Here is a 13783-nt window from a genome sequence, read left to right as displayed (position 1 = left end):
CATGGATCAGGACAAACAGGAGGCGTTCGAAGAGCTGGTCGGTCCGGCTGGATCGGCGCTTGAGCGCCTGCTGCTGTTGGCGGCGCGGCGCGTCCACCGCACCAAAGGCAAGCTCAGGGGGACAGTGCGCAAGCGCGTCCCCTTCCTCCTGCCGACACGCGGGCCGCTGTCCGATGTCGATGGCGGCATCGACATGTCGCTGCATGTGCTCAGCCGCGACCCGCTGGTGCTCTATGTCCCGATTGGCGGGTCGCGGCCGCTCTATCCGCTGGCAGCGCTCGGCCGGCGCCTGGCGGCGCGCCGCGTCACCTTCCTGACGATGCAGACCTGGACCATGGAGCGGCCGGCTGTCATCGCCCGGATGGGCCGCGATCTCGCCTGGTATGCCGGCCGGTTTCCGCTGCACGAGATCATCTTCCTGTGCAACACCGAGGAAGAGCGCCGTCTCATCGCGGCTGCGGGCGGCAATGCCATTTTCTCCAATCACAATCTGATGATTTCGGAGGATATTTTCCGGCCGCTGCCGGATGTGCCGGTCGAATTCGACGCCGTCTACAATGGTCGCATTTCGCCGATCAAGCGCCATCACCTGGCCTTCGACATAGAGCGGCTGGCCCACATCACCTATTCGATCGGCGAATTGCCGCCGGTTGCCGCCCGCGCCTTTGTCCGGCGCCTGCAGGCGCAATCGCCGCTCCACCACATCGCCAATCCGCTCGTCGATGGCTGGCCCGGAAAACTGACGGCGCAACAGGTCAACCGGGTCTACAACCAGGCCGCCGTCGGGCTCTGCCTGTCGGCCGTGGAGGGCGCGATGTATTCCTCGATGGAATATCTGATGGCCGGCCTGCCGATCGTCAGCACGCCGAGCCTCGGCGGTCGCGACGTCTATTTCGATCCGGATTATTGCATCGTCGCCGAGCCGGAACCGGCTGCCATTCGCCGCGCCGTCGAGACGCTGCGCGACCGCGCCATACCGCGCGAGGACATCCGCCGCCGCACACTGGAGAAGGTTTACGCCCAGCGCATCGAACTTATGGCGTTCCTGACAGCATTGCTGCGGCGCAAGGGAAGCCGTACGCCACCCATCGAGACATGGCCTTTCCCCGGCACCGACGGCATGATGCGATGGGGAACTGTGCGCGAAATTGCGGCCTTCGTCCGGGAGCCGGAGCCGATCTGACACCGTTCTACATCTGGAGATTTCGCTGCGCGCGTGAAGATCGCTTGGCGGTTTACACCAGCGGCGTGTAGCCTTAATCCGGAAGTTCAAAAACATGCACCCGTCTCAAGGGTGCGGCACCGGCGAGGAAATCAAGAGCATCATGGCCAAGAAAACCGAAAACAGCGGCCCTTCCGTCAGTGCCCAGGAGGCGCTGGAATTCCACGCCATGGGCCGCCCCGGCAAGCTGGAGATCGTCGCCACCAAGCCGATGGCGACGCAGCGCGATCTGAGCCTCGCCTATTCGCCTGGTGTCGCGGTTCCCGTTCTGGCCATCGCCGAAGACCCCAGCCGCGCTTTCGACTACACGACGCGCGGCAACATGGTGGCCGTCATCTCCAACGGCACCGCCATTCTCGGCCTCGGCAATCTCGGCGCCCTGGCCTCCAAGCCGGTGATGGAAGGCAAGGCGGTGCTGTTCAAGCGTTTTGCCGATGTTGATTCCATAGACCTCGAGGTCGACACCGACAATGCCGACGAGTTCATCAACTGCGTGCGCTTCCTCGGTCCGTCCTTCGGCGGCATCAACCTGGAAGACATCAAGGCGCCGGAGTGCTTCATCATCGAGCAGCGCCTGCGCGAACTGATGGACATCCCGGTCTTCCATGACGATCAGCACGGCACCGCCATCATCTCGGCCGCCGGGCTGATCAACGCGCTGGAGATCACCGGCCGCGACATGAAGACCACCAAGATGGTCTGCAACGGCGCCGGTGCGGCCGGCATCGCCTGCATCGAATTGATGAAGGCGATGGGCTTTGCGCCGGATAACATCATCCTGTGCGACACCAAGGGCGTGGTCTTCCAGGGCCGCACCGAAGGCATGAACCAGTGGAAGTCGGCGCATGCGGTCAAGACCGACTCGCGCAGCCTGGCTGAGGCGCTTGACGGCGCCGACGTCTTCCTCGGCCTGTCGGCCAAGGGCGCATTGACCACCAAGATGGTGCAGTCGATGGCCAAGAACCCGATCATCTTCGCCATGGCCAATCCCGATCCGGAGATCACACCGGAGGAAGTGGCCGAGATCCGCACCGATGCCATCATGGCCACCGGGCGCTCCGACTACCCCAACCAGGTCAACAATGTGCTCGGCTTCCCCTACATCTTCCGCGGCGCGCTGGATGTCAGGGCCACCACCATCAATGACGACATGAAGATCGCCGCAGCTAGAGCGCTGGCCGAACTGGCGCGCAAGGACGTGCCCGACGATGTCGCCGCCGCCTATCAGGGCAACCGGCCGAAATTCGGCCCCAACTACATCATCCCGGTCCCGTTCGATCCGCGCCTGATCTCGGCCATTCCGCTGGCCGTGGCCAAGGCCGCGATGGAGTCGGGCGTCGCCCGCAAGCCGATCCTCGACCTCGACCGTTACGCGCAGGAGCTGTCCGCCCGCCGCGACCCGATCGCCTCGACCCTGCAGCGCATCTACGACCGTGTCCGCCGCCAGCCCAAGCGCATCGTCTTTGCCGAGGGCGAGGAAGAACAGGTGATGCGCGCCGCCGTCTCCTATGTGAACCAGAAGCTCGGTACCGCCATACTGCTCGGCCGCGACGACGTCATCAAGGAGAACGCCAGGCACGCCGGCATCGACTTGAACAAGCAAGGCATCGAGATCATCAATGCCCGGCTGTCGCGCCGCAACGGCATCTACACCGATTATCTCTACGAGCGCATGCAGCGCAAAGGCTTCCTGTTCCGCGACTGCCAGCGGCTGATCAACAACGACCGCAACCACTTCGCCGCCTGCATGGTGGCGCTGGGCGACGCCGACGGCATCGTCACCGGCGTGACCCGCAACTATTCGACGGCACTGGACGATATCCGCCGCATCATCGACGCCAAGCCGGGCCACCGTGTCATCGGCGTGTCGATCGTGCTGGCGCGGGGCAAGACCGTGCTCGTCGCCGACACCGCCGTGCACGACATGCCGAACGCCGAGCAGATCGCCGACATTGCCGAGGAAGCGGCAGGCTTTGCCCGCCGCATGGGCTACGAGCCGAGGCTCGCCATGCTTGCCTATTCCACCTTCGGCCACCCGCAGGGCGAACGCTCCGAGCGCGTCCAGGAGGCGGTGCGTATCCTCGACAAACGCCGGGTCGATTTCGAATATGACGGCGAAATGGCCGCCGACGTCGCGCTCAACGCCCGGGCCATGGCGCAATATCCGTTCATCAGGCTGACCGGCCCGGCCAATGTGCTGATCATGCCGGCATTCCACTCCGCCTCGATCTCGACCAAGATGCTGCAGGAACTCGGCGGCTCCACCGTCATCGGCCCGCTGCTGGTCGGCTTGAACAAACCGGTCCAGATCGTCTCGCTCAACGCCAAGGATTCGGACATCGTCAACATGGCTGCGATCGCGGCCTATAGCGCGGGAGCCTGATTGGCGGCAAAATCGCCAACGCATAAGAGATTGATAATATTCGGCTGCTATAGGGAACGTTCTCGCCCCCTATGGCCTTATGGCATTGGCGGCGCGCTCAGACCGCCAAAACGGGGGTGCGGCCATGAAGCATGACACGGCATCTGTGGTCGGCCAGGGGGTCTATCACGACGAGCGCCTGGATGCGCTGCTGAGCATCACCGGCCGCATGGACGGTTATCTCTACCGTTGCCGCAACGATGCGTCCTACACCATGCTCTACATCAGCGACGGCATTTTAACCGTCAGCGGTTATCGGCCGAGCGACTTCATTCAAAATGCCGTGCGCGACTATGTCTCGGCGATCCACCCGGATGATCTCGCTGCGGTCTATGCCGCCGTCGATACCGCGCTCGAGGCGCGCTGCAACTGGAACGTCGACTACCGCATCGTGCCACAGGTCGGCGAGCCGCTCTGGGTGCGCGAGATCGGAGGCGGGGTCTGGGATGGTGCCGGCGAACTCGAATTCCTCGAAGGTTTCGTCGTCGACATTAGCGACCGTAAGGTAGTCGAGGATCTCAATGCCGAACTGCTGCTCGAACTCAAGGCCGCCAATGAGGAACTCTCCGTACAAAAGCGCGAGATCGAGCTGGCCAAGCAGCAGAGCGATCATTCGGCCAACCACGATGCATTGACCGGCCTGCCCAACCGGCGCGCCTTTCACAACGAGCTGAGGTCGGTGATCGACCGCTGCGACAGCACCGGCCAGGCGGCCGGCCTGCTGTTCATCGACCTCGATAGGTTCAAGAAGGTCAACGACACGCTCGGCCACGAGGCCGGCGACGCGCTGCTGCAGGAGGTGGCGGGTCAGCTTCGCACCATCCTGCGCAGCGCTGATTTCGTGGCGCGGCTCGGTGGAGACGAGTTCGCATTCCTGTTTTCAGGAGAGGCTAGCCGGGCCCGACAGAAGGCCGTGGGCGTCGCCGAACGTATCCTGGAAAAGCTGCGGATCAAGGTGCCGACGCCGAATGGAGCCATCCATGTTGGTTGCACCGTTGGCGTCGCCATCTACCCGGCGGAAGCGTCCGATTCGGAGGCGCTGATAACGCTCGCCGACCGACTGATGTACATCGGCAAAAAGAGCGGCCGCAACCGGCTGGTCACCGCCGGGGCTTTGGAACCCGGGCCTACGTCCGACGACCTTCGCCGCACCGCCTGAGCGGAGCGCCGGACAGCCTGATCCGGCGGGAACCCCTCATCTGGCTCGGCGCTGCGCGCCGAAAGACGGCCCTACAGCAACCCCGCCAATTGGGCCGCGCTGCGCAGGTTTTGCCGCGGCCGTGGCCCGAGCTGCTGGATCACCAGCCCGGCGGCCAGCGAGCCGAGATCGCCGCAATCCTTCAGGCTGCGCCCCGAGGTGTAGCCGTAGAGGAAACCGGCGGCATAGAGGTCGCCGGCGCCGGTGGTGTCGACCAGTTCGCGGATCGTCGTCGCCTGAATGGTGACGGTCTCGTCGCCGCGCACGATCACTGAGCCTTTTTCGGAGCGGGTGACGGCGGCAATCTTGCAGTCTTTGCGGATAGCCGCCAGCGCCTCGTCGAAGGATTTTGTCTGGTAGAGCGACTTGATCTCGTGGCTGTTGGCAAAGACAATGTCGACAGTGCCCGAGCGCATCAGCTCGAGGAACTCGTCCCGGTAGCGGTCGACGCAGAACGAATCCGACAACGTCATCGACACTTCGCGCCCGGCCTCGTGTGCGAGCTTCGCCGTCTGCCGGATCGCCTCCTTGGCGCGCGGCGGATCCCACAGATAGCCCTCGAAATAGGTAACCTTGGCGCCGGATGCCTTGTCGGCCTCGACGTCTTCCGGGCCGAGTTCGACGCAGGCGCCGAGATAGGTGTTCATCGAACGCTCGCCATCGGGGGTGACGAATATCATCGAGCGCGCCGTCGGCGGCTGTCCCTCAAGCGGCCTGGTGTCGAAGGCAACGCCCTGGGCATGGATGTCATGGGCGTAGATTTCGCCGAGCGGATCGTTCGACACCTTGCCGAAGAAGGCGGCGCGGCCGCCGAAGCTGGCGACGCCCGCCGCCGTGTTGCCGGCGCTGCCGCCCGAGGCCTCGATCGCCGGCCCCATGCGGCTGTAGAGCAGCTCGGCGCGCTTGGTGTCGATGAGGTTCATCGCACCCTTGATGATGCCGTTGGTCTCGAGAAAAGCGTCGTCGCACTGGGCGATGATGTCGACAATGGCATTGCCGATGCAAAGCACGTCAAAATCCGGCATCAATGTCTCCGCCTCGGAACCTGCCGGCTTTCTGCCGCGCCCGGGCGGGTCTACAGCATCACCCCGAAAAATGGCAACCGATTTCCATCCTTTGCCGGCCCAAGCCGGCGCGCGCGCCTGGGACGAGGCTCCATCACAGTTCGACCGTGGCCGAAGCATCTGACCGCCGGGTCGCCTACAAGCTTGGCCTCAAATCAAGCGCTGGAAGCACCCGCATGCAAGCAAAGACCGACATGACCACCGAACTGGCGCTGCTTGGCGTGCTGGCCGCCCTGTGGGGCGCGTCCTATACCTTCATCAAGATCGGTGTCGAGACGATCCCGCCGATATCCTTCATCGCTGCCCGCACCTTGATTGCCGGCGCCATCCTGCTCGCGCTGATCCGCTGGCGCGGCCTCGCCATGCCCAAGGACAGCGCGACCTTGTGGCGGTTCATGGTCCAGGCCTGCCTCAACAGCGTCGTGCCGTTCACGCTGATCGCCGCCGCCGAGCGCTCCATCGACGCCGGTCTGGCCACCATTCTCAACGCGACCTCGCCGATCTTCACCTTCCTGCTGACCGCGCTTATCACCCGCCATGAATCCGTGACCGCACGCAAGCTGTTCGGTGTCGGTGCCGGCATTGCCGGCATTTGCCTGATCGTCGGCACCCAGGCGCTTGGCGGGCTCGGCCATCAATTGTGGGCGCAGCTTGCCGTCATTGCCGCCACGGTCTGCTATGCCGGCGCCGCCATTTTCGGCCGCGGCTTTAGGGGACTCGACCCGATGCTGCCGGCCGCCGGCTCGATGCTGTGCGGCGCGGTCATCCTCGTCCCCTTGAGCCTGGCCTTCGACCGCCCGTGGACCCTGTCGCCTTCAATGGCGTCGATACTGGCCTTGTTGGCATTGTCGGTGTTCTCCACGGCGCTGGCCTTCTGCATCTTTTTCCGCCTCATCCACACGCTTGGTTCGGTCGGCACCACGTCGCAGGCCTATCTGCGCGTGCCGATCGGCGTCGGCATCGGCGTCGTGTTCCTCGGCGAGAGCCTTGGGCCGACAGCTTTCTGGGGCATGGGCTGCGTCGTCGCCGGCGTTGCGGCAATGACCATCCCAGCCCGCTCCCGGGCGCTGGCGCGCTAGATCGTGATGAGATTTGGTTGAAATCTCATCATGATCTAACCCTTTGTTGGAGCATGATCTTTTCCAAAAACCGGTACCCACTTTTTGGGATCATGCTCTAGTTCCCGTCCGGAATTGCGCCCGCTCCAGCAGGCTTGCGGCTGACAGGGTCTCAGCCTATGTCGGAGATATCCGTTCGTTCCTGGGGGTGAAACGCCGTGATCTTCAACGCTGCCCGCGCCGCCTTCAGCCGGCTGTTTTCTCCCGAATTCCGCGCGGTTTTCCTGAAGACGCTGGGCTTGACCGTCCTGGCGCTGGTCGCCTTGTGGTTCGTCTTGACCGGGCTTGTCGATTGGCTGGCCCTGCCATGGGTTCACTCCTTGCTGCCCGGCCTGCCGTCCTGGGCCGGATGGCTGAGCGGCATCATCGCTGCCATCGCGCTTGCCTTCGGGATGGCGCTGCTGATCGCGCCGGTGACGGCAATCGTGGCGGGCCTGTTTCTCGAAGACATCGCCGAAGTGGTCGAGCGCACCGACTATCCGGCCGATCCCGTCGGACGCGCCATGCCGGCGCTGCGCTCGCTCGTGTTGTCGGTGAAATTCTTCGGCGTCGTCATCCTGGGCAACATCGACGCCTTGCTCCTTCTGTTGGTTCCAGGCGTCAACATCGCCGCCTTCTTCATCGTCAACGGCTATCTGCTCGGACGTGAATTCTTCGAATTCGCCGCCATGCGCTTCCGCCCGGAAGATGAGGCGAGGGCGTTGCGCCGGAAATATGCCGGCACCGTCTTTCTGGCCGGGCTGCTCATCGCTGCCTTCCTCGCCGTGCCCCTGCTCAACCTGCTGACGCCGCTCTTTGCCGCCGCCATGATGGTGCATCTGCACAAGGCGGTCGGCGCGCGGGAGAGCGCCGGGCGATAGGCCTATCAACGCAGAAGAAAACCGCGTCCCAATTCGTCATCCGGCTCGACGGTGAATTCCGCCCGGCCCGAATAGTAGGCGCGGCCGCCGACGCGGGCGATGATCGCATCATGCGGGCCGGCCATGGTCGTGCGCGCCACCGCTCCGGAAAAGCGCGAGCCGGCGATGCTTTCGAAGGACCGCTCCTGACCAGGGTTGATCTCACCCTTGGCATGCATTGCCGCCAGCCGCGCGGTGACGCCGGAGCCGGTCGGCGAGCGGTCGACCTCGGCATCGGCAAAGACGCAGATGTTTTTTGTTGCCTCGCCGGAGAACGCATCGTGTCCATCGGTGAGGATGGTGCCGTAGAGGAAAGCGAGATCGGCATGGTCGGGATGCGATAGAGGGAACGCCGCCTTCAGCCGCTCGGTCAGCGCGGTTGCCGCGTCGACGAAATCGCGCACCCGGCTGCGGCCGAACTCCAGGCCGAATTGATGGCAGTCGGCCAGCGCGTAGAAGGCGCCGCCATAGGCGATGTCGAACGCAATCTTGCCGTATCCCCCCAATTCGATTTGTTGGTCATGGGCAAACAGAAAGGCCGGCACGCTTTCGAACGACACCGATCCCGCTTTGCCGTCCTTGACCTCCACCGAAGCGACGACCAAGCCGCACGGCGCCTCGATGTTGACCATGGTGATTGGCTCCTGTTTCGCCACCAGGCCTTCGTCGACGGCGTAGCGGCCAAGCGCAATGATGGCGTGGCCGCACATCGTCGAATAGCCCTCGTTGTGCATGAACAGCACGGCCAGCTCGGCGCCGGGCAGGTCGGGCTCCACCAGCAGCGCGCCATACATGTCGTAGTGGCCGCGCGGCTCGAAGATCAGCAGCTTGCGCAAATGGTCGAGGTGGTCGCGCACATAGGCACGCTTTTCCAGGATCGTGCCTTTGGGAATGTCTGGATAGCCGTCCGTGACGATCCTGAGCGGCTCACCGCCGGTGTGCATGTCGACGACGGTGAGCGTCATGCGCCGGGACCCCTACCCTGAGGATTTGGAAAACAGCGCCTGCAATTTGCCGAACGGCATGGCGGCGCGGGTGAAGCCGAACGTGCCGTCCTGCTGGATCTCGCGCGCTGCGGTTTCCAGCATGCCGAAGGCGAAATTGGTCAGCCACGGACCGAGCGAGATGCGCTTGACCCCGGCCATGGCAAGGTCGGCGATGGTGAAGGCCGGCAGTGCCATGACGTTGACCGGCCTGCTCACCGCCGAGCAGACGTTCTGGATGGTCTCGACATCTTTGAGGCCGGGCGCATAGAGCACATCGGCGCCGGCCTTTTCGAAGGCCTGCAGCCGCTTGATCGTGTCGTCGAGATCCGGTTTGCCCCAAAGGAAATTCTCGGCCCGTGCGGTGAAGACGAAATCATGCTTGAGCGCCCGTGCGGCCTCAGCAGCAGCTGCAACGCGCTCGACGGCGTGTGAAAACTCATAGATGGGCTTGTCGGGATCGCCGGTATGGTCCTCGATCGAGCAGCCGGCGAGACCTGCCGCTTCGGCCGCAAAAACCGTCTCGGCGGCACTCGTCGCGCTGTCGCCCTTGCCTTTCTCGAGATCGGCCGACACCGGCAGGCTGGTTGCCGCCGTCAGCTCGCGGCAATGGTGGATCATCGCCTCGAAGGTCACTGCGCCATCGGGCAGGCCGCGCGAGAAGGCAAAACCGGCGCTGGTCGTCGCCAGCGCCTTGAAGCCGAAGGAGGCCAGGAGCTTGGTCGTGCCGACATCCCAGGGGTTGGGCATGACGAAGGTCGAGGCGTGCAGGTCGCGAAAGATCTTGCCCTTGTCCATGAGTGCTCCCTTCAGATGCGGAAATGCCGGCAGATTCTATCGTGCAGCAATGCACCGAGCAAACGAATGCGGTTGGCTCAGAAGCGTTTGGCGTTCTCTCCTGCCAATTTGTCCAGCGCATCGGAATCCTTGACGTAGTGCAATGTCTTCTTGTCCCAATGATAGATAACGGAAATTGCGTGGGCTTCAGGCTTGGGCGGCTGGCCGTCGCAGCTCTCGCCGTTGAGCACCGTGGCGTCGGTCACCGTCACTTTGACCGCGGCATAAGGCTGTCCGTCAGCGATCGTCTGGAAAGCAACGTCCTGCTTGCGGCTGTAGGCGCACAGGTTCTCATCGAAGGTGAAGATCATGTCGATCAGTTGGAATTTGTCGTCGCGCACCATGATCAGCGGCGTGATTGCGTAGTTTTGGCTTGAATTGAAATGCGCGCTCATGGTGATCACGATGTCGTCGTTCGGCCCAACGGAAAGCTTGCCCGGTTCACGGAAATAGGTGCCGCGGTCGAGCGCGACATTGACGGCGTCGAGCAGCTTCGGCTTGTCTGTGATGTCGTAGAGCGCCAGCACGGCATAGCCTTCGGCGCTGTCGGGAGAGTCGCCGAGGTCGTAGAGCATCGCCAGCCGGTCCTTGCCCCCGGCCTTGATGGCGAGCACGCCGGCGTTGGAGAGGCCCGATGTCTCAGGCGGCGAACCGCCGCCATCCGGTCCCTCGATGTGGCGCATCTCGATCGGCAATCCACCCCGGTAGAAACCGTTGCTGTTACCTGCGAGGCCGGGAATGACCATCCTTGCGAGGTCCAGATAGGTCACATCCATGTGGCCGGGGATGGCGCTGCCGAATTCCGGGAAGCTGACGGCTTGCGCGCCGGCTGCGGTCCAAAGCCACGGCAGCAGCACAAGCGCTAGAGCAATTTCAGGAAAAGTGTGTGCGGTTTTCCGGCCGGAAATTGCGACAAAACAAAAAGATAGAGCGGTTCGCCGTTTCCATGAAACGGTGAAACGCTTTAGGATGGAGCGAAGCAGGTTCGTTGGCATGGGCGCCTCAGGCTGGCCGCGCGGAACCTAACACAGCTTCAGTGGATCGGCACCAGCCCGGCAAGTTCGCGCATGTCGTCGAACAGGACGCCGCCGGCGCTGGCCAGGCCATCGCGGTCGGAATAGGGATCGCCATGATAGGAATAGACACGCATGCCGGCGGCAATGCCGGCCTGCGTGCCGGCAACGCTGTCCTCGATGACGATGCAGTCGGCGGGCACAAAGCCCATGGTCTTTGCCGCATGCAGGAACAGGTCCGGGAACGGCTTGCCGCGGCTGACCATGGTCGAAGAGAACATGCCATGCTCGAACAGCGGCAGCAGCCCGGTCTGGCCGAGCGTGATGTGCATCTTCGAGATACGCGCGGAAGTGGCGACGCAATAGGGAATGCCGGCCGCGCGAACCGCCTCGATGAAGTCGCGCACATAGGGGATCGCCTCGACGCCATGCGCAAACAGATCGGGCAGGCCGGCATTCCAGCGATCGACGAAATCGGCGCCGAGCCGCACCGTGGTCGTCTCTTCGATTTCCTTCTGCACCGAAGCCATGCTGCGGCCGGAAAAATATTTGCGGCAATATTCGAATGTGGTGGGATAACCGGCGGCAACAAACCACTCGGCAAGCCGCCGGTTGGCAAGGTTCTCGGTGTCGACCAGGATGCCGTCGCAGTCGAAGATGACCAGTTTCGGTATGCTCATTTCAGGCGGTGCCGGTCGATCCGAACCCGCCCGCGCCGCGCGTCGTGGCGCCGGCCAGCGAGCGCTCCTCAACCGTCACCTGCGTCACCGCGGCAAAGACGATCTGGGCAATGCGCATGCCGCGCGTCACCGCGAAATCCTCGTCGCCAAGGTTGATCAGCAGCACCTTGACCTCGCCGCGATAGTCGCTGTCGACCGTGCCCGGTGAATTGAGGACGGTCAGCCCATGCTTGAAGGCAAGGCCGGAGCGCGGCCGCACCTGGCCTTCCATTCCTTCGGGAATTTCCAGGATCAGACCGGTCGGCACCAAGGCGCGCTTGCCAGGCAGGATCAGCAGCGGCCGGTCTTCCGGCACCGCGGCGCGCAGATCCATGCCGGCGGCGCCGGTGCTTTCATAGGCGGGAAGGGGAAGTCCATCTCCATGCGGCAACCTGACGAAGCCGACAGTGGGACCAATGACGGAGGAATTTTGGAAGGCTGCGCGCATAAAATCGATCCTATCGGCGCGAACGGCGATTCGGTCAACTCGTCCGCAGGCCTATCAACGGCTTTCTTTCAGGCGTCAGTGTGACCTAGCGCAATTCCATCGGAACGACGGTCGTCTCCTTGATCTCCTCCATGACGAAGGAGGCCGAAACGTCCGACAGCGCCACCTTGGCGATCAGCCGCTGATAGAGCCGGTCATAGGCCTTCATGTCAGCGACGCGGGCGCGCAGCACGTAGTCGAGATCGCCGGACATGCGATAGACCCCGGTGATCTCGGGAAAACCGGTCACCGCCGCACGGAACTTCTGCAGCCAGTCCGGGTCATGATTGGAGGTGCGGATCAGGATGAACACCGAAAGTCCGAGCCCGAGCTTGTCGGCATCGACCAGCGCCACCCGTCCGGTGATGACGCCGTCCTCTTCCAGCCGCTTGACCCGGCGCCAGCAGGCGTTGCGCGACAGCGACACTTTTTCGGAGAGCTGATCGACCGATAGTGTGCCGTCGCGTTGCAGCTCGGCCAGCAATCTTCGGTCGATTTCATCAAATTCAAGCGCCATGTGGGATGAATGTCCCGAACCACGGCGTTAGACAAGGACAAATTGAGACCGATGAACCTTTACCCCGTGGCAGGATACCCACATCGGGGCTTATCCCGGCAGGAGGGATCACCATGACGACGCTGTTTTCGAAGCTGTTCACCTCTCACCCGGCCAAGGTGGGCGAGACCTATTTCAGCCATATGGCCTTTGCCGCCTGGTTCTGCTCGCGCCTCCTGATGGCCGCTGGTGCGGCACTCGTTCACGCTTTCTTGCCGTTTCTCTTCGAAACTACGGCAAGCCGAATCGTTCGCGAACTCTACGAGCGGACGCACAACAGAGGCTCGCACGCGGTCAAGGAGCCCCAGGCTCTCTTGGATCGCGCCTAGGATTGGTTAGAAGCCATGTGCCGATGGGCGGCCTATCTGGGTGAAGCGGTCTTCCTCGAAGACGTCGTCACCGCACCTTGCCACTCGCTGATCGCCCAGAGCCATTGCGCCCAGGAAGCCAAGTCGCCGACCAATGGCGACGGTTTCGGCCTTGCCTGGTATGGCGACCGGCCCGAGCCCGGCCTCTACCGCGACATCCTGCCGGCCTGGTCGGATCCCAATCTGAAAAGCCTATGCCGGCAGATCAAATCCGGCCTGTTCCTCGCCCATGTCAGGGCGTCGACCGGCGGCGCCACCAGCCGCATGAACTGCCATCCCTTCATCTCCGGCAACTGGTCGTTCATGCACAACGGCCAGATCGGCGGCTTCGAAAAGATCCGCCGCGCGCTGGAGAACTCGCTCTCTGACGCCGTCTTCGACCAGCGCGAGGGCACCACCGATTCCGAATTGTTTTTCCTGCTGATGATCGACGAGGGTCTTGCTGGCGACCCGCAAGGGGCAGTATCGCGCGCCACCGCCCGCGTCATCGAGGCATCGCGCCGCGCCGGTCTGGAGCCAGCCTTGAAACTGACTGCGGCCTTTTCGGATGGAAAGGCGCTGTATGCCGTGCGCTATGCCAGCGACGATCACGCGCCGACGCTGTACACGTCGGTGCGCAATGCCGGCCGTTGCATCGTGTCGGAGCCTTTCGATCGCGAGGGCGGGGAATGGCAGGCCATCCCGCCCGCGAGTTTTGTCACGATCAGCGGCGATGGGATGGTTATTCGGCCGTTCGTGCCGGCAACTGCGAAGCTCGCGCTGGTGGGCTGATCGAAGGAAACAGGGTAGGCCGCATTCCTTCGCGCCCCCCTCAACCGAACCGGTCAGCGCAATTACGATCAAGCGTTCCCTGTCCTAGAAATGCTGAACTCACTTCAAGCCGCGCCTGCCATTTGG

At 63.4% G+C, this 13783-nt stretch carries 14 protein-coding genes; 7 read left to right on the top strand and 7 right to left on the bottom strand.

Annotated elements, in window-relative coordinates; genetic code table 11:
• Position 1 precedes the first annotated feature (1 nt).
• The 3 genes from NL532_RS00570 to NL532_RS00560 all read left to right on the top strand — a co-directional run bounded on the left by NL532_RS00570 (position 2) and on the right by NL532_RS00560 (position 4803).
• Positions 2 to 1183 carry a glycosyltransferase family protein gene (locus NL532_RS00570; RefSeq protein WP_031202812.1) on the top strand — a complete coding sequence of 394 codons (1182 nt, stop codon included), beginning with the start codon at positions 2 to 4 and terminating at the stop codon, positions 1181 to 1183.
• A gap of 142 nt (positions 1184 to 1325) precedes the next feature.
• Positions 1326 to 3605, top strand: coding sequence for an NADP-dependent malic enzyme (locus NL532_RS00565; RefSeq protein WP_023828570.1), 2280 nt, complete (start codon positions 1326 to 1328; stop codon positions 3603 to 3605).
• 124 nt (positions 3606 to 3729) lie between these two features.
• Positions 3730 to 4803 carry a sensor domain-containing diguanylate cyclase gene (locus NL532_RS00560; protein ID WP_023732507.1) on the top strand — a complete coding sequence of 358 codons (1074 nt, stop codon included), beginning with the start codon at positions 3730 to 3732 and terminating at the stop codon, positions 4801 to 4803.
• Between the two features lie 71 nt (positions 4804 to 4874).
• Here the strand turns inward: NL532_RS00560 and NL532_RS00555 are convergent, their stop codons facing one another.
• Entirely contained in the window at positions 4875 to 5867 is a 993-nt protein-coding gene (locus NL532_RS00555; RefSeq protein WP_023692653.1) for an adenosine kinase, read from the bottom strand.
• Between the two features lie 215 nt (positions 5868 to 6082).
• Here NL532_RS00555 and NL532_RS00550 point away from each other — a divergent pair, with 215 nt between their 5' ends.
• Both NL532_RS00550 and NL532_RS00545 read left to right on the top strand, forming a co-directional pair.
• Positions 6083 to 6985 (top strand): DMT family transporter, encoded by a 903-nt coding sequence (locus NL532_RS00550; protein ID WP_023690035.1) that lies wholly within the window; start codon positions 6083 to 6085, stop codon positions 6983 to 6985.
• Positions 6986 to 7182: 197 nt separating this feature from the next.
• Entirely contained in the window at positions 7183 to 7884 is a 702-nt protein-coding gene (locus NL532_RS00545; RefSeq protein ID WP_023828569.1) for a sulfate transporter family protein, read from the top strand.
• A 5-nt stretch (positions 7885 to 7889) separates the two neighbouring features.
• Here NL532_RS00545 and NL532_RS00540 read toward each other — a convergent pair whose 3' ends face one another.
• The 6 genes from NL532_RS00540 to NL532_RS00515 all read right to left on the bottom strand — a co-directional run bounded on the left by NL532_RS00540 (position 7890) and on the right by NL532_RS00515 (position 12479).
• Entirely contained in the window at positions 7890 to 8888 is a 999-nt protein-coding gene (locus NL532_RS00540; protein WP_023828568.1) for a proline racemase family protein, read from the bottom strand.
• Positions 8889 to 8900: 12 nt separating this feature from the next.
• Positions 8901 to 9704, bottom strand: coding sequence for an isocitrate lyase/PEP mutase family protein (locus NL532_RS00535; protein ID WP_023828567.1), 804 nt, complete (start codon positions 9702 to 9704; stop codon positions 8901 to 8903).
• 77 nt (positions 9705 to 9781) lie between these two features.
• Positions 9782 to 10600, bottom strand: coding sequence for a hypothetical protein (locus NL532_RS00530; RefSeq protein ID WP_245270185.1), 819 nt, complete (start codon positions 10598 to 10600; stop codon positions 9782 to 9784).
• A gap of 176 nt (positions 10601 to 10776) precedes the next feature.
• The gene (locus NL532_RS00525; RefSeq protein WP_023713561.1) at positions 10777 to 11436 is read right to left on the bottom strand and encodes an HAD family hydrolase; all 660 of its coding nucleotides are present in this window, start codon (positions 11434 to 11436) and stop codon (positions 10777 to 10779) included.
• Position 11437: 1 nt separating this feature from the next.
• Entirely contained in the window at positions 11438 to 11923 is a 486-nt protein-coding gene (dut, locus tag NL532_RS00520) for a dUTP diphosphatase (RefSeq protein WP_023672879.1), read from the bottom strand.
• Positions 11924 to 12008: 85 nt separating this feature from the next.
• Positions 12009 to 12479, bottom strand: a complete 471-nt coding sequence (locus NL532_RS00515; RefSeq protein ID WP_023672880.1) for an Lrp/AsnC family transcriptional regulator — start codon at positions 12477 to 12479, stop codon at positions 12009 to 12011.
• A gap of 113 nt (positions 12480 to 12592) precedes the next feature.
• On the opposite strand from NL532_RS00515, the gene NL532_RS00510 reads away from it, so the two are divergent.
• The gene (locus tag NL532_RS00510; RefSeq protein ID WP_023685117.1) at positions 12593 to 12847 is read left to right on the top strand and encodes a DUF6356 family protein; all 255 of its coding nucleotides are present in this window, start codon (positions 12593 to 12595) and stop codon (positions 12845 to 12847) included.
• A gap of 15 nt (positions 12848 to 12862) precedes the next feature.
• A complete protein-coding gene (locus tag NL532_RS00505) occupies positions 12863 to 13657 on the top strand; it encodes a class II glutamine amidotransferase (protein ID WP_023828565.1) in 795 nt (264 codons plus the stop codon).
• Positions 13658 to 13783: the final 126 nt, after the last annotated feature.

It is taken from the genome of Mesorhizobium sp. C120A (assembly GCF_030323105.1).
GTDB lineage: Bacteria > Pseudomonadota > Alphaproteobacteria > Rhizobiales > Rhizobiaceae > Mesorhizobium.
This window is presented reverse-complemented; position numbering and strand designations above follow the sequence as displayed.